The sequence below is a fragment of the Microseira sp. BLCC-F43 genome (assembly GCF_041929235.1).
Taxonomy (GTDB): domain Bacteria; phylum Cyanobacteriota; class Cyanobacteriia; order Cyanobacteriales; family Aerosakkonemataceae; genus Microseira.
In genome coordinates this window covers 1-22,678 of sequence record NZ_JBHFNP010000224.1, presented here as the reverse complement: position 1 = coordinate 22,678, position 22,678 = coordinate 1, and the positions used below count along the sequence as shown (strand labels likewise).

The 22,678-nt window shown below is 44.6% G+C and carries 20 protein-coding genes; 8 read left to right on the top strand and 12 right to left on the bottom strand.

Translation table 11 applies throughout. From position 1 onward, the window contains the following. Positions 1 to 222: 222 nt before the first annotated feature. From shc to ACE1CM_RS29570, 5 genes are all read left to right on the top strand, one after another. A complete protein-coding gene (gene shc, locus ACE1CM_RS29590; RefSeq protein WP_374882434.1) occupies positions 223 to 2,133 on the top strand; it encodes a squalene--hopene cyclase in 1,911 nt (636 codons plus the stop codon). Between the two features lie 422 nt (positions 2,134 to 2,555). Then, a complete protein-coding gene (locus tag ACE1CM_RS29585; RefSeq protein ID WP_374882433.1) occupies positions 2,556 to 2,705 on the top strand; it encodes a transposase family protein in 150 nt (49 codons plus the stop codon). A gap of 33 nt (positions 2,706 to 2,738) precedes the next feature. Next, a complete protein-coding gene (locus tag ACE1CM_RS29580; RefSeq protein ID WP_374882432.1) occupies positions 2,739 to 2,909 on the top strand; it encodes a transposase family protein in 171 nt (56 codons plus the stop codon). 194 nt (positions 2,910 to 3,103) lie between these two features. Then, on the top strand, positions 3,104 to 4,828 hold the full coding sequence (locus ACE1CM_RS29575; protein WP_374882431.1) for an MASE1 domain-containing protein: 1,725 nt from the start codon (positions 3,104 to 3,106) through the stop codon (positions 4,826 to 4,828). Between the two features lie 332 nt (positions 4,829 to 5,160). Next, positions 5,161 to 5,367, top strand: a complete 207-nt coding sequence (locus ACE1CM_RS29570; RefSeq protein WP_374882430.1) for a hypothetical protein — start codon at positions 5,161 to 5,163, stop codon at positions 5,365 to 5,367. 15 nt (positions 5,368 to 5,382) lie between these two features. Here the strand turns inward: ACE1CM_RS29570 and ACE1CM_RS29565 are convergent, their stop codons facing one another. The 10 genes from ACE1CM_RS29565 to ACE1CM_RS29520 all read right to left on the bottom strand — a co-directional run bounded on the left by ACE1CM_RS29565 (position 5,383) and on the right by ACE1CM_RS29520 (position 16,916). After that, a complete protein-coding gene (locus tag ACE1CM_RS29565) occupies positions 5,383 to 5,868 on the bottom strand; it encodes a hypothetical protein (RefSeq protein WP_374882429.1) in 486 nt (161 codons plus the stop codon). After that, positions 5,865 to 6,992 carry an AAA family ATPase gene (locus tag ACE1CM_RS29560; protein WP_374882428.1) on the bottom strand — a complete coding sequence of 376 codons (1,128 nt, stop codon included), beginning with the start codon at positions 6,990 to 6,992 and terminating at the stop codon, positions 5,865 to 5,867. Before ACE1CM_RS29560 ends, ACE1CM_RS29565 begins: the two co-directional genes overlap by 4 nt. An 80-nt stretch (positions 6,993 to 7,072) precedes the next feature. Further along, on the bottom strand, positions 7,073 to 7,957 hold the full coding sequence (locus ACE1CM_RS29555; protein WP_374882427.1) for a phosphotransferase: 885 nt from the start codon (positions 7,955 to 7,957) through the stop codon (positions 7,073 to 7,075). A gap of 331 nt (positions 7,958 to 8,288) precedes the next feature. Further along, positions 8,289 to 8,825, bottom strand: a complete 537-nt coding sequence (locus ACE1CM_RS29550) for a DUF6022 family protein (protein ID WP_374882426.1) — start codon at positions 8,823 to 8,825, stop codon at positions 8,289 to 8,291. An 11-nt stretch (positions 8,826 to 8,836) separates the two neighbouring features. Continuing rightward, positions 8,837 to 9,274, bottom strand: coding sequence for a GNAT family N-acetyltransferase (locus ACE1CM_RS29545; protein WP_374882425.1), 438 nt, complete (start codon positions 9,272 to 9,274; stop codon positions 8,837 to 8,839). 56 nt (positions 9,275 to 9,330) lie between these two features. Next, a complete protein-coding gene (locus ACE1CM_RS29540; RefSeq protein WP_374882424.1) occupies positions 9,331 to 9,735 on the bottom strand; it encodes an MAPEG family protein in 405 nt (134 codons plus the stop codon). Between the two features lie 170 nt (positions 9,736 to 9,905). After that, entirely contained in the window at positions 9,906 to 10,205 is a 300-nt protein-coding gene (locus tag ACE1CM_RS29535; protein WP_374882423.1) for a type II toxin-antitoxin system RelE/ParE family toxin, read from the bottom strand. Next, complete coding sequence (locus tag ACE1CM_RS29530; protein WP_374882422.1) at positions 10,198 to 10,425, bottom strand: addiction module protein; 228 nt, start codon at positions 10,423 to 10,425, stop codon at positions 10,198 to 10,200. The genes ACE1CM_RS29535 and ACE1CM_RS29530 overlap by 8 nt, the downstream gene beginning before the upstream one ends. Before the next feature lie 136 nt (positions 10,426 to 10,561). Next, positions 10,562 to 11,293: a class I SAM-dependent methyltransferase gene (locus tag ACE1CM_RS29525; RefSeq protein WP_374882421.1), complete on the bottom strand. Its 732-nt coding sequence runs from the start codon at positions 11,291 to 11,293 to the stop codon at positions 10,562 to 10,564. Between the two features lie 172 nt (positions 11,294 to 11,465). Beyond that, on the bottom strand, positions 11,466 to 16,916 hold the full coding sequence (locus tag ACE1CM_RS29520) for an AAA family ATPase (protein WP_374882420.1): 5,451 nt from the start codon (positions 16,914 to 16,916) through the stop codon (positions 11,466 to 11,468). A gap of 256 nt (positions 16,917 to 17,172) precedes the next feature. Here ACE1CM_RS29520 and ACE1CM_RS29515 point away from each other — a divergent pair, with 256 nt between their 5' ends. Both ACE1CM_RS29515 and ACE1CM_RS29510 read left to right on the top strand, forming a co-directional pair. Continuing rightward, entirely contained in the window at positions 17,173 to 18,210 is a 1,038-nt protein-coding gene (locus ACE1CM_RS29515; RefSeq protein ID WP_374882419.1) for a BMP family protein, read from the top strand. A 230-nt stretch (positions 18,211 to 18,440) separates the two neighbouring features. Next, positions 18,441 to 19,622: a radical SAM protein gene (locus ACE1CM_RS29510; RefSeq protein WP_374882417.1), complete on the top strand. Its 1,182-nt coding sequence runs from the start codon at positions 18,441 to 18,443 to the stop codon at positions 19,620 to 19,622. A gap of 111 nt (positions 19,623 to 19,733) precedes the next feature. On the opposite strand, the gene ACE1CM_RS29505 is transcribed toward ACE1CM_RS29510, so the two are convergent. After that, entirely contained in the window at positions 19,734 to 20,681 is a 948-nt protein-coding gene (locus tag ACE1CM_RS29505) for a hypothetical protein (protein WP_374882416.1), read from the bottom strand. A 297-nt stretch (positions 20,682 to 20,978) separates the two neighbouring features. Further along, on the bottom strand, positions 20,979 to 21,593 hold the full coding sequence (locus ACE1CM_RS29500; protein WP_374882415.1) for a histidine phosphatase family protein: 615 nt from the start codon (positions 21,591 to 21,593) through the stop codon (positions 20,979 to 20,981). 336 nt (positions 21,594 to 21,929) lie between these two features. Here ACE1CM_RS29500 and ACE1CM_RS29495 point away from each other — a divergent pair, with 336 nt between their 5' ends. Further along, positions 21,930 to 22,103, top strand: coding sequence for a hypothetical protein (locus ACE1CM_RS29495; protein WP_374882414.1), 174 nt, complete (start codon positions 21,930 to 21,932; stop codon positions 22,101 to 22,103). Positions 22,104 to 22,678 lie beyond the last annotated feature (575 nt).

Below are 22,678 nucleotides of genomic sequence, written 5' to 3'. Positions count from 1 at the left end.
GAAAATCAGCAAGTTGTTTGACTAAGGCGAAGATGTTCAGATACCGTAGAACTACTCAATCGCTCCTGGGGGCAGGGAGGCATCAGTAAGTTGTGTGACTCACTCGAAGATGTTCAGATGCCGTGCAGGGGTACTTCAAATTTTGTAATAATCTATTAGTCATTAGTTATTATTACTGACCGATAGCTAATGACCGACCACGTTGTAGAGTGAACGATAAACATGCAGACTCAAGACAGGACTACGACTGAGACTAAGGTAAAGCGTGCGATCGCAGCATCTCAAAACTACCTGCTCTCGATTCAAAATCCAGAGGGTTACTGGTGGGCAGAATTAGAATCGAACGTATCCATTACCGCAGAAGTCGTTCTCCTGCACAAAATTTGGGGAACAGACAAAACGCGATCCTTGCACAAAGTCGAAACCTATCTCCGCAGAGAACAGCGAGAACATGGCGGATGGGAATTATACTACGGCGATGGGGGAGAAATCAGCGCATCGGTAGAAGCGTATATGGCGCTGAAGTTGCTGGGTGTATCAGAAAATGACCCCGCGATGGTGAAGGCGCGTAAGTTTATCTTAGAGCGGGGCGGTATTAGCAAAACGCGCATTTTTACTAAACTCCACCTGGCATTAATTGGGTGTTACAACTGGCGCGGGGTTCCTTCGATTCCGCCTTCAATTATGTTGCTACCGGAATCTTTCCCGATTTACGAAATGTCGAGTTGGGCGCGCAGTAGTACGGTTCCTTTATTAATTGTATTTGACCGCAAGCCGATTTTTAAAATAGATCCGGCGATTAATTTGGACGAACTTTATGCAGAAGGGATTGAAAACGCCAAGTTTGAATTACCCCGCAACAATGATTGGACGGATATCTTTATTTACCTAGACAATGCCTTTAAATTAGCGGAAAACTTAAATTTAGTTCCCTTCCGCGAAGAAGGAATTAAAGCCGCCGAAAAATGGGTATTGGAACGCCAAGAAGTAACCGGCGACTGGGGTGGAATTATTCCCGCGATGTTAAATTCCCTGTTAGCATTGCGCTGCTTAAATTACGATCCGGCAGATCCGTTTGTGGAACGAGGGTTAAAAGCGGTAGATGGATTTGCGATTGAAACCGAAGATACTTATCGCATGAATTGTTGTATTTCCCCCGTTTGGGATACGGCGTTAGTCATGCGCGGATTAGTTGATTCTGGACTCGCCTCGGATCATCCTGCTGTAGTGAAAGGTGGAGAATGGTTAATCGAGAAACAAATTCTTTCCTATGGCGATTGGGCGGTTAAAAATAAAGTTGGAAAACCGGGCGCATGGGCGTTTGAATTTGAAAATCGCTTCTATCCCGATGTGGATGATACCGCAGTTGTCATGATGGCGTTGCAAGGGGTGAAATTGCCGAATGAAAATTTGAAGAAACAGGCAATTATCCGCGCCTTAAATTGGGTTGCTTCGATGCAATGCGTTGATGGAGGTTGGGCAGCTTTTGACCTCAATAATAATGCAGATTGGCTGAATGCCGTGCCTTATGGCGATTTAAAAGCGATGATCGATCCCAACACCGCAGATGTGACGGCGCGGGTTTTAGAAATGTTGGGGCGTTGCGATTTATCGATCGATAATTACAACTTTAATCGCGCCTTAGCTTATCTCGCCAAAGAACAAGAACCAGAAGGTTGCTGGTTTGGACGTTGGGGAGTTAACTATATTTATGGCACCAGCGGTGTACTCGCTGCACTTGCTTTAGTTGCGCCGAAATCTCATCGGCAAAATATCGAACGCGGTGCAGCGTGGTTAGGTAACTGCCAAAACAAAGATGGGGGATGGGGCGAAACTTGCCGCAGTTATAATGACCCCAGTTTGAAAGGAAAAGGAGAGAGTACCGCCTCTCAAACTGCGTGGGCATTAATTGGTTTATTAGCAGCAGGCGAAGCAACTGGAAACTATGCCAAAGAAATGATTGAACGGGGAGTTAATTATTTAGTTGAAACTCAACGCGCCGATGGTACTTGGGATGAAGATTACTTTACAGGTACGGGTTTCCCCTGCCACTTTTATCTGAAGTATCATCTGTATTTTCAACATTTCCCGCTAACAGCTTTAGGGCGCTATCGTTCTCTGTTAGGCAGCTAAAACCCTGTAGGGTGCGTTAGCGACAGCGTAACGCACCTTATTTCCCAGCAAGTACAATAAAAGAGAAGTCGCTGCCTACCTTGATTCTATGCAAGCCAAGCTGAGTGTAAAAGAATTGTTACTTAAGGAACGGGTCTTTCGGGGTCGAGGTGTAAAAAGTAACATAAGCTACGAAATATCCAGGCCAAGTCATTAAACTGAAGATAATTAACCAGCTCGCATCCTCGCTATAAGTATTAGCCCTTTCCCTAAAACAAGCTAGTTAATTATCTTGAAAAAATCGACTGATGCAGTTAAGTCTGTTGATTGGGCTAACTTAGTGATGGACTTTCATTTAGATGCGCTGTTAAATTTACCGAATGTGACAGGTTTTATTTGTTATCAAGAGCAAAAGTTCATTATTCTAAAACTCCAGTTTTTAAATGAAGGGACGGTTTGCCCACATTGCCAAACCTATACGGATGATATCAATCAAACGCGCACAATTTTTTTTGGTGCGGGATTTAGCTATCTGTGGGCAAGAAGTTTATCTACAAGTTCTCCGGCGACAATTTTATTGTCATCACTGTTGAAGATATTATACAGAACGTTTAGAGTGGATGGAGATGGGGCGAAAGTACACCCAAAGATATGAATTATATATTTATGAACAAGTTAAACAGCTAGCCACCGAACAAGTCAGTAGAAATGAAGGCATTAGTGCCGAAGAAGTCCAAGGAATTTTTCATCGGATTAGCCGCCGAAAAAAAAAGATTGGGGCGATCCTGAACGTCTAAGTCTGGATGAGTTTAGCAGGCTTAAAGGTCAAAGAAAATTTGTTACAGTAGTCAGCAATATTGACCGAGGAGCCTTAATTGAGGCGATTGACAGCCATCAAAGTGAAGAAATAATTAAAGTGTTAGAAAATATGAAAGTTAACCCATTTTTAAGAAAACTTTTTCCTTCATCTTTTAGGGACTGGAACTTTTGGTTGAAAACGGCTCTGGTTGCGATCGCCTACTATGCGACTGCTAAGTTAGCCCTTGCCTTTATTACCCTACCTGGTGATGTTGTCCCTCTATGGCCACCTGCGGGAACTTCACTGGCAGCTACTTTGATATGGGGCTATCCCATGTGGATAGGAGTGTTTGTTGGCTGCTACTTGGGTCAGTTATCGTCCTATGGATTTGTCACTACGTTATGGGTTACCGTATCAGAGACATTTATCAGCATCTTTGCGGCTTATCTGGTACGACGGTTGATCGGCAATCGCTACATCCTAAATCAGGTAAAAGATGTTGTAATTTTTATGATTGTGGGAGCATTTATCGGTTGTCTGCCTTCAGGAATCATGTCTCCCACTATCCTCTGTTTTTATGGCAAAATACCCTGGTCGCTCTACCCCACAGTTGTCTTAACCTGGACACTTTCCGAGCAGTTTGCCGTTCTAATCTTCACTCCTTTATTCCTAGCCTGGAGTCAGAACAGCAGGCAGGCAGTCCAACGGTTTAAAAAACGGTGGATGGAAGCAGCCGTTTTATTCTTCTTGGTCATTGCTGTCAGCCGCATTGCTTTTGGCAGCACCTATCCAATCGAATTCATGCTCATTCCCCTAATCGTTTGGGCAGCCTTTCGCTTCCATCAACCCGGCTCTACCTTACTAACCGTTATCGTTTGCTCAATTGCCGTAGTCGGAACAGCAAAAGGCTTTGGCTACTTTGTTCGCAATTCCCAAAATGAATCCTTGCTACTGCTGGATTCCTTTGTTGGTGTTATTGCTCTTACAACTCTCTTGTTAGGTGCAGTACTCAGCGAAAATGACAAAGCCAAAGCCGATTTACGCCATGCCAATGCTACCTTGGAAAGCAAAGTCAAAGAACGCACCTCCGAACTCGCCACCGCTAACGAAGAAATTATCGCCCTCAACCAGAAGCTGAAGCAGGAAAACCTGCGAATGGGAGCAGAACTTGATGTTGCACGTCAAATTCAGCAGATGCTCCTGCCTAAACCTGAAGAACTCGAAAATATTCAAGGTTTAGATATTGCTGGTTATATGGCTCCTGCCGATGAAGTAGGAGGTGATTATTATGACGTACTCGAGACAGAAGGTATTGTCACTTTAGGGATTGGTGACGTAACGGGACACGGATTAGAAAGTGGTCTGCTGATGCTGATGACTCAAACCGCTGTGCGAACGCTCAAGGAAGTACAAGAATACGACCCGGTGAAATTTTTAGATACCTTAAACCGCACGATTTATAAAAACGTGCAACGGATGAATTCCGAGAAAAACCTGACCCTCGCTATTCTCAACTATGCTTCTGGTCTGCTCAGTATCAGTGGTTTCCATGAAGAAACTTTAGTGGTGAGAAAGTCCGGTGCTGTGGAACGGGTGGAGACAATCGAGTTAGGAATGTTCATTGGTTTAGATGAGGATATTACAGATTTAATTAGCCATACAACGGTGGAGTTACAGCCCGGAGATGGGGTAGTTCTGTATACGGATGGCATTCCGGAAGCCATAGATATCCATAAAAACTTCTACGGACTGGAAAGGCTGTGTGACGTAATTAGCTCTCATTGGCATTTGGATGTCGAACAAATCAAGCAAGCCGTAATTGAAGACCTGCGGCGATTTATTGGAGAACAAAAGGTGTTTGATGATATTACCCTATTGGTGATCAAACACAAGGATGATTTAAGTGTTAGTCCTTAGGAGCAATTGCTTGTCTCGGCTTAACGATGACCTACTTGCTCGGATTGTCTCTCATATCATGTCCGGTGGCATCGGTAGTGTATGATCGGGTGGTGAAAAATACTGTGCGATCGCAACCGATATGTCTGGGCAATTAAAGATAGCTCCTCAAAAGAAGTGTGGAGCAACTAGAAATCAACTACCGTCGAGCATCTAACCCCATGTTATCGTTCTCTGTTGGGCAGTTAAAATTGTGTAGGGTGCGTTACGCTGTCGCTAACGCACCTTTCTTTTTTGCGCTTTAGTTCCTCAGAAAGTACAATAAAAGAGAAGTCGCTGCCTACCTTTGCTCTATGCAAGCCAAGCTGAGTGTAAAAGAATTGTTACTTAAGGAACTTGAGCAAACCCCAGAATTTATGCTGCCAGAAGTTCTAGATTTTCTACAGGTTCTCAAAATGAAACATTTACAAGACAATTTAGAGGTGAGTATCCTGAGTGAATCTTCTCTTCAGAAAGATTGGTTAAAGCCAGAGGAGGATGAAGCTTGGCAGGATTTGTAAAAGGAGATGTTGTTGTTAATTAAACAGAAATGGTTTTACAGCTAAAATCATCCGATCTAACTCGGCTTTATTGTGTTCAAGAAGAGGATGCCCCCATAATTCATTCGTATTATCGGAGCAATCTTTTGCAAGAGCTTCTCCTATCTTCTCAAAATTCTTGTTAATGTCTTTCTTTAGACGCTCTGGTTCAGATAACACTCCCAGAACGAATACTCTTTCTTTTAGATCGTCTGGAATCTGACTCTGGACATAACTCAACCGATTTTCACTTTCATCGAAATCAATCAGGAAAACAATCATTATCTCTGAATATTGCCGCATCTCAGGGGCATGTTCTTTAGTAAATTTCTCAACAACTTTTTTCCAACCACGAGCAGGCGGCAGGACTTGAATAGCACGGTCGTTAAGGTTTGGATTAAGACGAAATCCGTTTACAATCTGGCGATTAGCATCATCTTCAGGCAACACAAAAAGGCACGGTTTATCCCTATTCACGCTCATAATTCTATATTGCCCATAATCAATGTATCGACAAGATCTCCTCTGACAGGTATCTTACTGAGCAATCCAATCAAAGTTGGTTCTAAGTGGCTTTTGCGATCGAGGACAAATGTATTTTCATCTGAAAACTTTCGGATTGCTTCCTCATTATGTGAGGTCACCAAAATTTGACCACTATTCTTAAATGAGCGTCGCAGTGATATAACAAAATGTCCCACCTCTGACAAAGAGAGATAGTTGTCAGGCTCGTCCCAGAAACAAAAAAGTGGCCCGTATGATTTGTTGGCAGCTAAGACGACAGCACAAAGAAAAAAGCATTTCTCTCCGTCAGATAAGTCTTCAAAGTCAACACTCAGATTCGCATTATTTTTTTCAAACCTAACAATCATGCTTTTGGAGTCTTTGCCGATCAGTTGATTCAAAAAATCCTGAATGTCAGGCATAACTTCTCGGAGATATTTATCAACCTGTGTGTAGGCGGCAGGATAGCGACTGAGTAGCCCAGAAATCCACTCCCCAAAGTTTGAACCATCCCGCTTTGGCTCCAATGTTTCGCCGTTGGAGTCTCCTGTCATCAAGCTTGGGATTGGGGCTAAAATAATCATGCGAGCAAGCCAAGTCCTGAAAATATGAAGCGGAGTGTCTGATTGATCTTGAATCACTGGAAGGGCGACAAGATGCCAATCTAGCCGAAACTCAGCTTCACGACTTCGCGAACTGGTGTGAAGAGTGACTTGGGCTTCTTTTCGAGAGTAAATTGGCTCTCCTGCAACTAGCAGTTGCTCTTCAAGAACTCGAAGTTCTCTAAAATTTTCTGGTAACTCCAAGGCAAGGACATATTTGTATAATTTCTCGTTTAGTAATGCTTCTATTTCAAAGCGGATCGGGACATCGGATCTACCACGAGCGAAATCTTTCGGGCCAATAAGTTCAAATGGTGGTTTGTCAAGATCGCGCATTCTATTGATGCCTCGACTGATGGACTGAAATATTTCTAATACTTTGCCAATAGTTGATTTACCTGAACCATTTTTGCCAATCAAAAGAGCAGATGGCAGCCCCTCTAGGTTCAGTTCAAAATTTTCTAGGCATCTGAAGTTGTTTACATATAGTCTTTGAAGCATATGAAAAATACTCCGAGGATTGGGAAGTGAAAGAACTTTTTGCTCGGCCTATCGCACCGTCACTAAGGAGGAAACAGATACTAATATAACCGTTGCGATCGCTCTCGCAAATCATCAAGCATAATTTTGGCATATTCGAGCCAGTTAGGAAACTCAGGCAGCAACGCATATACCCACACGATTCCATGTAGCTGCCGCATCTTGATGTACGGTTCCAGTGTCGCAGAGTCGGGGGCGTCTGGATAAGCTGCCCTCCCCGCGTCGTCAAGGTTAATCAAATCCCAAGCAACCGGACCGATGCAAGTATCCTCAAAATCGTTCCACAGCAATCCATCCGCAGTTGGAATTAAATTGAAAGCATGGGCATCACCGTGCAATGGCTGCAACAAATCAACTGAATTGCTCAACTGAGGAAGCAAGCGATTGTAAGTTTCTTGTAGCAACATTAGGTCGCTCTTGGGAAGGATGTCGCCAGCACTTTCAATCCGCTCAAGTCCGCGTGGAATATCGTTAAATGGCGGTGCTAAAAGCGGTAAATCGCCAGGATAATCGCGCAAAACGGCGTGCAATTCGGCTAGCATTCTTCCCACAATTGCAGACTCTGGTAAGGCATCAGATACTGGTTGGAAGTAGCGCCAGAAGGTCATAAACAGCCCATCATAATAGTGCGGCCCTGGTGGCAAAATATCGCTGGGTGGGACTACGTTCGCGCCTTTTGATCTCAGAAATTCAGCCACGGAAATTTCACGCAAAAGCCATGATTCGATCGGAGAGCGTAGCAAAGAGGTGATGGTACTTATACGGGCAACGATTGGTGCAGGTCGCAGATGGATTCTCACCGAATAAGCATCAGCAAGTACGTGGGGGTCGTTAACACTTACGCCGTGGGCAGTAGCAACAGATACCGCTGCTGCTACTGCTCTGGCAGTCAGTGGGGAAAGTTCTGGTTTTTCGGAGATTGACATGATAGGAACTTTTGGATTTGTAGAGTTTTAATTTTCTAAAAGGGGGTTTGAAAAGTTGTTCGCATTATCTTTATAGCGGGTTGCGACTTGATCAAATACAGCCCTTGCGGGTTTAAAGAGATATCTCGTGGTTCGGTGAATTGATTGGTAAAACCCACACCGTAAACAGGTGTATTCAACCAACTTGCAACCCGCTATACTGGTTGGAGATCCCCCTAAATCCCCCTTAAAAAGGGGGACTTTGAACCGATACCCCTAAATCCCCCTTAAAAAGGGGGACTTTGAACCGATACCCCTAAATCCCCCTTAAAAAGGGGGACTTTGAATTCGCTTAAACACGCTCTAAACTTTGGAAGTATTCTGCATATTCAATCTTGAATTCAAGTGCATTCTTGAAATCAGAGGAACGTTGCGACAGCGCCTCTACAATAGCTTCCTTAGTTGTTTCTGTTAAGGCGATAATCTGGGGTTTTTGAGGGATGCGAAACTGCGTGTGGTCGTGAAAAGTAATGGTAACAATGGTTCCCAGTGGCTTTCCTTCTGCTGAATTGATGGTACTCCACATCCAACGTTGTTGGTCGGTTTGTTCTTGATTACCCCATTCTCTTGAGATGTTGAAATCGCCAGGAAATCTGGGTTCGGGATGCAATTGAGCTTGTTTAAGCTGCTTGTGTACTGTTAGAAATAGCCAGCCTAGATACATTCCATATGCCATATCACCGGCTTTGTTGAATACGCCCACTAACTTATCAATATTCTTGTGAATTAAGGTTTGCCAGTTGAGCGCAATATGAGCTTCTATGTATTGAGCGATCGCCAAAATATCGCTCTGCTTATTTTCCGCCATAAATTCCTGTAATGATGCCATCTCTTGCTACCTCAATCGTACTCAAACATCACAACATCATCTGGGTATGATTTTTTTCCGCCTGTAGATTGATACAACTGCATAGCTGGAAGATTGCTTTCATTCGTTAACACAAATGCTTCAGAGCAACCCTCTATCCGACCAATTTTTCTGACGGCTGCGATTAATGCTTTCCCAATTCCTCTTCGTTGGTAGGTTTCTGCCACATCGATTGAATACAAAAATAACATTGGTTCATTTTTATCCCAGCGATCGAGAATATAACCAATGAGTTGACCGACTAGCGCATCATCTAACTCTGCTGACAACAAAATGTTTTGAGAATTGCTGAGAAATTTGACAATTGTTTCTTGACTAGGTGCTGTATCCCAAAACAGCGTAATGCTTGCTTGTGCTTTTTCCCATTCATCTGTTGTCAAGCGAGCGATTGAGAGTTCTTCTATACCCATCTCGGCGCTAAATCCTTTGATTTAATCCTACCAAAACTTGATCCACCCATCCAAAACTAGAAAATTGCCAGACCAGTTAAGGTAACCAAGCAACCTAACTGAATAACTAAGCATAAGAACCTAAAAAATGGATCGATACCCGCTATGTGAATCGCTGAGTGTATAAGCCGAAATACGATGTATACAACAACAAGCGAATCTACTGCGATTCCAGATACGCCCCGAACTGTCAGGAGGAACACAACTCCTATATACAAAGGAAGGTTCTCTACCAAGTTGGACTGCACCCGAAATAGTCGCCAAAGCAAGCTTTCGTCGTTGGGTGTGGCGAAATCTTTTACAGATCCACCAGCAGATAGATGCCGAATCCTGACTGTGAGCAGAAGGATAACGACAGCAATCGTCCACAGGATGAAAATTACTAAACCCCAAAGAGGGAAGGTCATATCGATAGTAGCCATGACTGAACTCCTAAACTTCATTTTGTCAAATATAACTCTCAAACACTGCCACAAGCTGTAATCGAAGCAGAGGAAGATAAGTGTGGTAGAGTGTAGAGCGATATGCCTTGGGCTAGCTGCGCGATCGCAACAAGGAATCGACCGATTTGTTCTGCCGCATTCGGTTGTTCCTATGACAGCCGACTACGCCATTTCTTAGGGTCTTGAGAGCAATGAAAAACTGAGTAGACAATAATAGTATTGTCCAAATTTTCATAGAAAATTACGTAAGGGAAGCGACGAACTACAGCCCTTCGATAGCTCTCGTGAACCACCCCATACATCTGAGGATTTCGCCGGATAAATTGAATACAAGCATCAACACAACGAAGAAACTCTTCACCCAAGCCAGGTTCTTGTTCTTCGTACCAAATGTAAGCCTGAGCCACATCTTGTTCTGCCTCTGGCAGAATAATCAGATTTCTAAGCACGATGCTGTCTGTTGCGAATTCGTTCCTTAGCCGCTTCCCATGAACTGCCTGAGCCAGGATTCTGCAAATAGACTGCTTTTCTTCTTGCAAGTTCTTCTTTTTGCCAGTCAAGCACAGGTATTTGCTCTGGAACCAAAGCAATGCTGTCCCATAAGTCTTCAAGAAGCTGCAATTTTTCTGAGAGGGTTAACTCAAAAACCTGAGTAAACTCTGCCTTCATACTGACCTCGCTCAGTAAGTAGCCATTTTGTTCTAAGTCTATCACTGGCAGCACTAAACGGCAGAACTGCTTGCTTCACCAACCGCAGATAGCACCAAGAGGAAGCTAGCGAGCGATCGCATCACAGCAATCGCTTTTAAGCTACTTTTGTAGCGATAAATCCAACGTGAGCTTTTCTAAATGTTAACTCTCCATATCGGCGAATGATTTTGACTCGAAAGCCAACTTGCCGCAGTTCTTTGGCAATTTCAGCACTTTTATACAATCTAACGCGGTGAATTTCTGCACTTTTGCGATAAAGCTCGCCAACTTGACGGAATATAGTCATTTTGCGAGTTAAAGTACTTGTTTTCTTATCCTCTTCTTTTTCCAGCAAAATTGCCCATTCTTCCCTTTCGTAATAAGTTTGGTGGGGATTGGAAACCGTTAAAGATCCTGGTTGCAGAATATCGAAAATAAATAGACCGCCTGGGCGTAATGCTTCGTATATTCGAGCGAATAGTTGTTTTATTTCGCCTAAGCCATGTTCGTCAAATTGATAATTTAAGCATTCTCCGATTGAAGTTACGGCATCGCATTTTGGCAGTTCGACTCTCAGTAAAGATGCTGTTTGGAAATTAGCCTTTGGTGCTTTTTTCTTGGCTAAATCTATCATCGCATCTGATATATCTATTCCCAAAACATCATATCCGGCTTCGGTGAGGGCTTTTGCCCAGATGCCGCTACCGCATCCCAAATCGACAATTAGACCTTTTTCTATACCTTGTTGGCACAATATTTCTAGCAATCCGGGTGCGGATTGAGTGGCGAAAGTGCCAAATCCTACATCGTGAATGTAAGCCAGATCTTCTTTGTAGCCGCGATCCATAGAACAATAAGCTACTGAACTATTTGATTATTTTATCTTGGTACGGCGCTAAAGCGCCTACTACGAACGACAATAAGCTACTGAACTATTTGATTATTTTATCTTGGTACGGCGCCCAAGCGCCTACTACGAACGGAGCGAACGCTCTCACCACTGCCAGTCCTTAACATAACTACACATTTGTTTTTACAGGGAGTGTGATGATAAATTCAGAACCTTGACCGAGGGTAGAGTTGACTTCGAGCAAACCATTATGTTTTTGAGTCACAATTTGATCGGCGATCGCTAACCCCAATCCTGTCCCTTTGCCAACGCTTTTAGTGGTGAACAGATGGTCGAAAATCTTGTGCTTCACTGATGCGGGAATTCCCGTGCCATTGTCTCTAATTTTAACACAAACTGCGTTCTGAGTTTCGACGCATTCGGTGGTAATGGCAATCCAATTTGGCTCAGCTTTAATCTCTGCAAAACTGCGGCCTATATTCGACTCTTCCAGCGCGTCGATGGCATTCGCCAGAATATTCATAAACACCTGATTTAGTTGTCCGGCAAAGCATTCAACGTTAGGAATCTGACCGTAGTTTTTGATGACTTTAATCTCTGGACGATTTTCGTTGGCTTTGAGCCGATGTTTGAGAATCAATATCGTGCTGTCGAGTCCTTCATGCAAGTTGAAGGGAACGGGAGTGTCGCTATCAGCACGGGAGAAGGTTCGCAGTGAAGTGCTGATGTTACCGATGCGAGCGACTCCTTCTTGCATTGAGCTAACCAATTTGGGTAAATCTTCGCGTAAGAATTCTAAATCAATTGTTTCGATTTCATCTTCTATTTCCGCATCGGGATTGGGGTATTTTTCTTGATATAAATCGATTAAGCCAAACAAGTCTTTGATATAGTCGAGGGCAGGTTGGATGTTGCCTTTGAGGAAGCCAACTGGGTTGTTGATTTCATGGGCTACGCCTGCTACCAAATTGCCTAAAGCCGACATTTTTTCCTTCTGCACCAGTTGCAGTTGCATTGTTTGAAGTTCTTGTAAGGTTTGCTCCAATTGCTGAGATTTCTGGCGCAGTTGTTCGGCATAAGTTTGGGATTGTTGATAGAGTCGCGCATTTTGTAGAGAAATTGCGGCTTGGGAACAGAGGAATTTGAGCAATTCGACGCGCTCGCTAGTAAATGCTTGACTGGTGAGGGAGTTTTCTAGATACAACACGCCAATTAGCTTGCCTTGATTCAGAATGGGGGTACACAACAGACTTTGGGGTTGGTGTTGAGTGAAATAGCGATCGCTAACAATGCTGGGATGGGTTTTAGCATCGGTAATGACGGTTTCTAAGGTGCGTTCTACATAGTGAATCACGGCTGATGGGAAGTGCAAGCACTCATTTACAGACTGGGGAGACAAGCACTCAATGGCATTATTTAAATATTCGACAGCGACTTCTAACTCGCCGTCGCGATCGAGAAATAGAGCCGCTTTATCGGCTCCAGAGTTTTCGACAATGACTTGCATTAAAGTAGCAAGTAGTTTATCGAGATGGATTTCGCTGTAGAGTGTTTGAGCCGCTTTAAGGAGAGTGCCGAGATCGAGCAGGTTAGAGATAGAAGTGGCAGTACTGGAGACAGTTTGGTGCAGGGAAATAAGGGTATTAACCGAAGTGGCGAGGGGTGAGATATCGCTAATCTGCAATCTTTGCAAAATTGGACTCAGTAGTTTCGGATAGCGGGTTGCCAAATCTTCAACTTTGGCTTTGGCTCCCCATTTGGCGTAGCAGTAGTAGGCTGCTTGCATATAGCCTGCGGCAACTTTTTCTTTACCCCAGTCGAGGTAGAATTTAGCAGCGAGTTCGTTGCTAAGTGCTTCTTCTTGGATGTATCCGTTGGCTTTGGCTCCAGAGATGGCGCGATCGTACCAATCTCCTGCTTCATAATTCTTGCCTAAAACGCGGCATTTTTCCGCTTCTACTAAGTCAACCTTATGTTGGTGATTCATGGGGGCATAGTGCGCCCAGTGCTGTTGTAATTGCGTTTGGTTTTCTTCCACCCGCCCTAATGCCTCTGATCTCTTCTCTGATTGTGGACTACTAGCTGCTAGAACGGTCAAAGAATCATAGAAATAAAATGCTGGTTCACCAACAGTTCCAACAACAGCCATTAAATAGTGTCTGACCTCAACTGCATGGTTTTGAGCTGATTCAATTTCCCCAAACAGGTAGCAAAGCATCAGCTTGTATAAATAAAAGAAATACAACCCAAACAAGTCATGGGCTTCGAGCAGTAGGGGCAGAAATTCTGCTTCTTGGAGGGCTTCCCCAGACAAAATACTAGGCTCAGACCCAACCCCCAGCAAATTTAAAATAGATTGCCAATAGATGCGACACCAATTAGCTGTTATCAGTTGATTTAATTGCATCAATCCATTGCAGTAGGCGCGAGTCTCCTGCTCCAAGGTAGCAAGGGGCTGACCGGACCAAAAAGAATTGAGGCAAAACTTGTGGGCAGTATATCCGACGTATTCCAGGTTTCCGACTTCTAGCGCCGCCGCATACCCCTCTTGCAGAAGCGGTAGCGTTTTTTTAATGTGAGATTTGCGGTGTAATATGAATAATCCCACCACACTGAATATCTCTGGCTTGACAGCTTTAGTATCCATTTTGGAGACGACCCGAAGTGCCAAATGACCGAACTTTACCCCTGTATCCACATCTTGCAAAAGATTACAAGCAATGATGCTATAGCTAGCATAACCAAAGGCGGAAACTGATGTATTTCCATATTGAATAGATAGCTTGACTGACAAGGTAACCAGCAATGGAAACAAGGGAGACCCAGAGATGTAAGCGGCTGCTATGATGCTATTGGTAATCTGAACAATGGCGATTTTTTCCACCTCCGTCATCATCGGCAGGTTAACAAAGTCTTCAATTTCCCTGTCTCCAATCAGTTGTGCAATCTCTGCAATTGCCTGTTGAATGTCATGCTCTGTGGGTGTTTCGGGAAAAGTGACACCCAACTGTTGCAAGAGTTGTTGGGCAATGGCAATGGCTTCGGTCAGTTTATTCTGGGAGAAATTGGCTAGAATCCTGATGTGGTAAACATTAACCTTTTCAAGTAAAGTGTGTGCTTGCTCGAACACCATCTCAATCAAACGATCCATTGCCTCAAAGTCACCGCATAGCGAAGCTAATTCAGCCCCTAAGTCATGGAATGCTAGACTCATTTCATATTGCTGTTGCCAAGGTTTTTCTCCTAGCATTGACAATCCAATGCTGGCATATTCACGCCCCGCTTGATAGGCGGTGGCGACTCTCGCTTTGCGACAGGCAATCAGATTGAGTTCGGCTAATTCATCTCGGTCTTTTTGTTCGGTAATTAAAGTAGTTCCATAGTTTAATTGATTGACCAGTTCAAAAATCCGCTCAACTCTTGCTTCTTTTGATATACTTTGCAGCAGCAGTTGTCCGATGTGGTAATGGGTCGTTTGTTTTTGGTCGTCGGGAATGAGTGAATAGGCAGCTTGTTGAACGCGGTCGTGCAAAAACTTGTAGGGAACCGATATATCTTGAGTAGATGTTGCGTCATTGTTTTGGAAAAACTTATAAGTTTCACTAATCGGCAGAATCAACCCTGACTGCAACGCTTTCCACAAATCCGCAGCCGCATCAACTAGCGATTTTTCCGACACAATCGCCAACGTCGTCAAATCAAAAGAGTTGCCAATACAAGCGGCTAACTTCAGCATTTCTTGCGTTTGGTCAGGCAATTTTTGCAACTGCGCTGCCATAAACTCGACCACGTCCGATGTGAGGGCAGCGGCTTTTACCTGCGCTAGATCGCATTCCCAGTGTTGTTCTTTCTGGTTGAATGCAATCAAGCGTTCGCTATACAATGCCTGAAGAAACTGCGTGGCAAAAAACGGATTACCCTTGGTTTTATGATATGTTATATCCGTCAATGGTTGCGCTAATTCTTTTGAGCAAAAGATCGTATCTGCTACCAACTTATTAATATCTGCCCGATGCAACGCTGCCAGGGTAATTGTGTTAATCGTTGCACCTGCTTTTTTGATTTCCTCCAGCGTCAACATCAACGGATGTGCTGGAAACACTTCATTATCTCGATAAGCACCCAGCAATAGCAAATATCCGGTTTCCGTTTCACTCAACAACAGTTTCAGCAAAGAAAGCGATGCCGAATCTGCCCACTGCAAGTCATCCAAAAACATCACCAACGGATGCTCAAGAGTAGTAAAGACTTGAATAAACTTCTGGAACAGCAAGTTAAACCGATTCTGCGCCGCACTGCCGGATAATTCCGGTACCGGTGGCTGTTTGCCAATAATCCGTTCCAGTTCGGGAATAACATCAATAATAACCTGCCCGTTCTCGCCTACAGCTTGCAGGATTTTGCTTCGCCATTGTGAGAGTTGAGCCTTACTTTCCCCCAACAATTGCGCCATCAAATCGCGGCAGGACTGGACAAAGGCAGAGAAAGGAATGTTGCGCTGAAATTGGTCGTATTTCCCTTTGATAAAATAGCCGCGCTGACGCACAATTGGTTTGTGAACTTCATTCACTACGGCAGTTTTGCCAATGCCGGAAAAGCCTGCAACCAGCATCAGTTCGCTGCTGCCGTTAGCGACGCGATCGAAGGCTGATAATAAGGTGGCAACTTCGGTCTCTCGACCGTAAAGTTTTTCTGGGATAATGAAGCGATCGCTCCTATCCTGTTGCCCAATCTCAAACTCCGCAATCGTTCCCGTTTCCTTCCATTGATGCAGACAAGTTTCCAAATCGTGCTTCAATCCCATTGCACTTTGATAGCGATCTTCGGCATTTTTTGCCATCAATTTCGCCACAATTTGTGATAAGACGACAGGCACAGATGAATTGACCTCGTGTAGCGGTCGTGCAGTTTTTGCCAGGTGACAGTGAACTAACTCCATTGGGTCATCGGATTGAAACGGCAGTTTCCCAGCAAGTAGTTGATAGAACGTCACCCCCAAGGAATAAAAATCGCTGCGATAATCAATCCCGCGATTCATGCGTCCGGTTTGTTCTGGTGATAAATAGGCAAGGGTTCCTTCTAAAACGTTGGGATTTTGGATTTCTTGGGTTTCTCTGGGTAAAAGTGACGAGATGGAAAAGTCAATTAATTTGACTTGTTTGGTTTCTTCATGAATCAGGATATTGGCAGGTTTAATATCTTTATGAATAACCCGGTGTTGGTACAGGTGGTGCAGGATATCCGTGAGTTGAATTGCGATCGCACCAAATGTAGCGATCTCTAGCGGGTGTCCTTGGGTAAATTGCGATAGAGAAATCCCGCCAAAGTCTTCCATCACGAGAACGTAGCCATTCCCGCAAGGTTCTAGACTATAAGGTTGGATAATTCCCGAATTGCTACTGTATATCTCAGTAATTCCACGCATAATGGCGTACTGATTGCGAAACTGCACCAACTCGCTAAAGGTAGGCATTTCGTTTCGCAGCAGCTTCAAAATCACCTGCTTAAAGTCAGACTCTCGAATTGCTCGATAAACTAACGTTCTCGAACCCGTGTAAAGTTGCTCGGTAATTTGATATCCGGCGATCGCGCCACCTGGCAGCATGTTCATCCCAGTCATTCTCCTTGAATGCGTTTAAGCGTCATCATTTATCATGCCCATTGGGAAGCTGAGTTTAACAAGACCGGGGTAGATTTACGCGCCAGCTGCCCTGGTGTTGGCGGTCTGACGCGCTAATTCATCATGTTATCCGGGGTTAAGCGATATGCCGACCGCACGAATCCGCGCATCCGCAATGCTGAGCGAACGCGAACGCAAAACTCCGCAGTTAGGTTTAACATAACTACATATCGAGGAGTATGGGAGAGCTTCGCCCATGACAGAAAACGTAACTCGGCGCAGATTCCTGTTATACAGTTGGGCCGCATTGGGAACGAGTTTATTGCTGAAAGCTTGCAACAGCAATACCCAAACCACAAAAACGGATAAAAATTTCCCAGTTGCCATTGTTTTACCGGGAATTATCACCGATAAAGCTTGGAATCAATCTGGTTATCAAGGCGTACAAACGGCGAAAGAAAAGCTAGGAATTGAAACCGCTTATGTAGAAAAAGTCCAGCCAGCAGATCAAGCAGAAGCGATGTCCGACTTTGCGCGGCGAGGGTATAAAGTAGTATTTGCCCACGGCGGACAATTTGATGCAGCAATTCAACAAGTAGCGGCGCAATTTCCCAATACCTTTTTTGTGGGTGTGAATGGTAACGTCAAGGGAAATAATATTGCCTCGTTACGCATCGATCACCTGCAAGCAAGTTATGTCTGCGGAATTATTGCGGCTGCGATGACAAAATCGGGGCAATTGGCTTATCTTGCTGCACAGTCATTTCAAGCGACAGATGAAGAATTGCGAGGATTTGAATTAGGGGCGAAGTCTGTGAAGCCGAATATTAAAATTGCTTCGAGTTATACGGGTGACTGGAATGATGCGGCGAAGGCGAAAGAAGCAACCCTGGCTTTAATTTCTTCTGGAGTGGATGTGGTTTATCAGTGGTTGGATAATGCCTCGCCTGCTGTGCTGCAAACTGCTGCGGAAAAGGGTGTATTTGCGTTTGGGAATACGGCTGATCAATTAGATGTTGCGCCCAAGGCGGTGTTAACCAGTGCGGTGAAGCGAATTGATTTGGCTATTGCTTATTTAGCAGATTTGGCGGTGAAGGGGAATCTTAAAGGAGAGATTTACACGATTGGGTTAGAAAATCCCGAAATTTTACATCTGGGCAAGTTTGGCGCGATGGTTTCCCAGGAGGTGCAGCAAAAAGCAATGCAGACGAAACAAGCAATTTTGGCTAAAAAAATTATGTTTGAACCTTGTAAGGAAAATGGCAAGGATACTCGATGCGCGAAGCAGACGTAATTACAGCGGAAAACGCTGTATGAGCTTTTTTGTACTCTTCTCGCTCCTCCAAACTGTATAGGTTATTCAGAGGAATCTTGCCATTTGTCTGGGGCCAGTTCAAGTTCGGCGATCGCGTGACAGCGCTCGAAGTGTCCAGAGCTTTTAAGTGCAGTGTCAGGAGCCAAGTATAAAGGAATTAGGAATTAATTGCATGTGCGAACCCCAGTTCAACTCAGGAGGGATGTTCTATGCTGACCCAAGAGGTTCTCCGTTCTTTTCTTGGCCCGCCAGGAGCCTATTTACATATCCCTTTTTGCCGGTCTATTTGTCCATTTTGTCCCTACAACAAGATCGTCTACCAGCCCGAACTCGTCCGTCGCTACTTCATGGCAGTGGAAGAGGAAGTGACTCGCTATGTTAAGCATTTGGAAGCACCTTTTACCTCCCTCTATATCGGTGGAGGAACGCCAACGCTGTGTCTCGATGAACTCTCCTCGCTCGTTGCGAAAATCCCTGTTAAGGGCGAACGGGCAATGGAAATCTTACCTACCCATGCCACTGGCGATCGCCTCGACCAGATCGAGAAGATGGGCATTACTTTCATCAGTCTGGGAGTCCAGTCTTTTAATGCCGACATGCTCCGCCACTTGAAGCGCCCCAATTCTGTGCTAGACAACCAACAGGCACTCGATCGGGTGGCAGGTCGATTTGCTTGCGTCGATATTGACCTGATCTTCGACGTCGCTTTTGAGGATGAGACGGTCTTTCTGCACGACCTAGAAACTTGCTTTATCAGAGGAGCCGACCAGGTTTCTACTTATCCGCTGATGCGTTTTGGTTATACGCCCTTTGGTAAGGGGGGTCACGATCGCCGCCAGGAACATATACTATTGCACAAGGCTGAGGAACTTGCCTCCCGTTACGGCTACGAACGCCGCTCGGTGTGGACATTTAACCGCAAACAAGCTCCCAATTATACCTCCATTACGCGCCCATTTTACCTCGGTCTGGGAGCGGGTAGCGCTTCCTACACCGGGCGCTTGTTTCTAGTCAACCACTTCTCTATTGACCGCTATATCGAGAAGGTTCAGGCAGGAGAGCTTCCCATTGCCCGGACTGTGAAACTTTCCGCCTTCCCATCTTCAGCCTATGCCCTGTTCTGGCAGTTATACACGGGTTCTATCGATACTGATGCTCTTGCAGATCGCTTTGGGACAATGCTGGCAATGGGGTGGCGAACCCTGTTCTCTCTGCTGGCGTGGGCAAACTATCTGGAAAAAGATGACAATGTCTTTATCCTGACTCCCAAGGGGCGCGATCGCTACCACGACCTGGAACAGTGGGTGACCTATCACTTCATCGAGCCACTTTGGGCTGAGATGATGCAGGAACATCGTATCAGTGCCCGTGCCCAAAATGGAGCCAATTAACGGCTAAATCTGCCAAAATTCCGGTGATGAAGTCGAGCCGCTTTTGATCAGACTGGCAATTCTGAGCTATTACCATTAGAAACGAAAACTAAGTATCGCTTGGTGACAAATTTACCTCAAGAAAGAGAAATGGCTCTTTCTAAAGTGTAAGATATCAATCTGTAACCATGCACATAACATACTAATCCCTAGAATTCCTGCATAAACAGCCACCCCAAGCCAAATCAGAGGAATACCTCTCCAAGAGGAAATTTGAACTCTACTTGGTGGAGTAAACACAACTTGAAACTTGGCAAAGCCTTTTAAAGCTTCGGTTTCCCAAGCCACCGAACTCGACTCGCTAGCTAATTCAGGTAGTGGAGTTTGGTCAACATTGTCAGCTGAAGCTTGGTTCATGGGTTCATAAGCAATCACCGTTCCATTCCAGTTAACTCCGACGAGATAGTTCAGTTGACCGATGGATGTTCTTAGATCGGTTTTCCAGATTTGAGAAATCCTATAATCCAGGATCTTTTCTAACCTTTGAATGTCCCAATAGTTAACAATATCAGTGGCTAAAGCTAAGGGAGACTGAAGTAAAGGATGCTGACTGACCGATTTCTTTTTAAGAAGGCAAAAGCCAATGGCTTGAGTTGTTGGTAACAGGGTCAGCGAGAGTACGTCCAGATTGAATCGCAACCAGCCACGAGTTAAAAATCCAAGCAAAAGTGGAACGCCTCCTGATAGCACTGCAATCAATGGAATCAGAATCCACCAACGGGCTTGAGTAACGTATGGACGCAAAACATACCACTGTAGGTATCCATAAATCAAAATGGCTGCAATTGAGGTTAGCAAGATAACTGTCAATACAAGAAGTAGAGAGATTCCCGCTCCAGATCCCGCATTAGCAGGAGAAAGAAGTGAGTTGATCCACAGATCTGAAACTGTCTGGATGGATGCGATCGATGCCAGACCCAGACCCATGACTAAAATCCATTTCCAATCTGATATATATTGACGAAGAATCAGCCATTGAGAAGTTCCGAGAAACATTCCTGAAATGATTCCAGCAGCCATTCTATATTGTAATTGACTTCGCTCCCAGAGCTGGTCAAAAGCTGCTTGAGAGGCTAGGAAATGATACAAGCTGGCTCAAACTTGTAGCGAGGACAAAAACGATCGCAAACCTAAATCTCTCGAATGGTTTGATCAATAACCGTTGAGCATCAGCCAAGTTATATGAAGTAGACATAGATTATCAAACCAACTTAACTCATCAGGGTTTTAAGGCTTTTATGCCAAAGGAATAGGATAGAGAGTAGAAGCTATGACTTAAGTGTAGTTACTTATTTGCCACCATACATAAGTAACTGTTTATACTAGGCGAATCTCACCCCACTGGAGACATCTGAACCCATCCGGTTGTGGTTCGGTGATGATGCAATCTGTATGACAGATGCCATGCTCAGTGACAAAGTGGCGATCGATATTCGTCAGCAGCAGGGGCAACATCAGTTGAAAGATACCGCCATGCCCGACCAGTAAAATGTGGTTGTCAGAGCGGAATTCTGCCTCAGTCAGTCGCTCAATGAACGGCACAAACCGATTTTTGATTTCCAGAAAACTCTCACCCCCATCTAGTTTGCGTTGCCAGTTCTGCTGAACTACCCAATCTTGAGCGATTTCCCGATGGAGTCGCCAGCTTTCCTGGTCAGATTTTCCTTCCAGAATGCCACAATCATACTCGCGGAGGGCATCGGTGATTTGGTAAGGCTCTCCCAGTTCGTCAGACAGAATTTCTGCCGTTTCGATCGCCCGACGCAAAGGGCTGGTAAAGATGGTAGATAGAGGAAACGGCTTGAGGTTTTCAGCCAATGTGCGGGCTTGTTGTTGTCCTTTCGCTGTCAAACTGTAGCGATCGCCACGATTCGATATCACCTGCAAGCGGTTGGCTTCACTTTCGCCGTGTCGAATGAAGTAGAGTCGCATAAGGTTATAGTTGCTGTCCCAATAGCTCCAACCATGTAGTTAAACGTATTTTTAACGGCTTTCATGTAAAAGTCTCCTCCGAACAGCTTTTCACCATCCCAAGAAAAAAGGTGATCTAACGCTGCCAAGGACAAACCAAGCAAAAATAAGACGGGAAATCCCTGGAATAGCCAACGTTCTTCGTTTTGAGTCCTCTAAGGGTTTTGGCGAAATAATCTTCGCCGTCACTGTCCCCACAGCATACTGCTCTTTGAGCAGTGCGATCGCCCGACACAACTGCGTGAGAGGTTGGCGGCTGGACTGGGGATAAAGTGAAGTTATGCCGAAGATTCCTCAATGCGATCGCTTCCCAGTGCTGGGGCAGATCACCTGTTAACGGGTTTTGGGTCTGGGGGAAACTTCGTCACGGTGCAGAAACTGGCGGGACATTCCAGCTTTGCTGTTACTTCCAAGTCCGATAGAGGCGGCGAAGAAGTGAAAAAGAAAGCGGTGAATTTGTTGAAGTTTTGAGCGGTCTGATCGGAAGGTAATTCAATATGAATAATGCGAATCACTTAAGCTTTAAGGATCTAGTCGATCTAGCGTTCAAGTTACATGAAACCATCAATTGGTATTGGAGTTTATCCGCGATTTCGTTAGCCTCTTTATTGATTTTTATCTACTCGAAAAAATTTAAGTTTACTCTCCAAGAAAAGCTAGGGTTGCTTCTGGTTTGTCCCGGGTTTTTATTGATGAATTATTTGGCGCTTAAACGCACAGTTATATCCGCTTCATTTTTAATTAAATAACTGAATTTCAGAGGGCAAAAAACGGCAACAAATTTAAGTCCATCTACCCAGGGGTTTCTTACCGATTTAGCAACTCAATCTGGAAACTATATTTGGATTTTAATTCACGCTATAGTCGATTTAGTAGTGATATTTTTTATAGCGACACTTCCATCTCCATCTGAACTGCGGGGTACTCCCGCCAGAGTGCGATAGCACTTGGCGGTGAGGGGGATAGCAGGTGAGCGAGGAATCCCACCCCCGACCGATTTTGGCTAACACACAAAGAGAAAGTGGGGTGGGTGACGAGTGAACAAT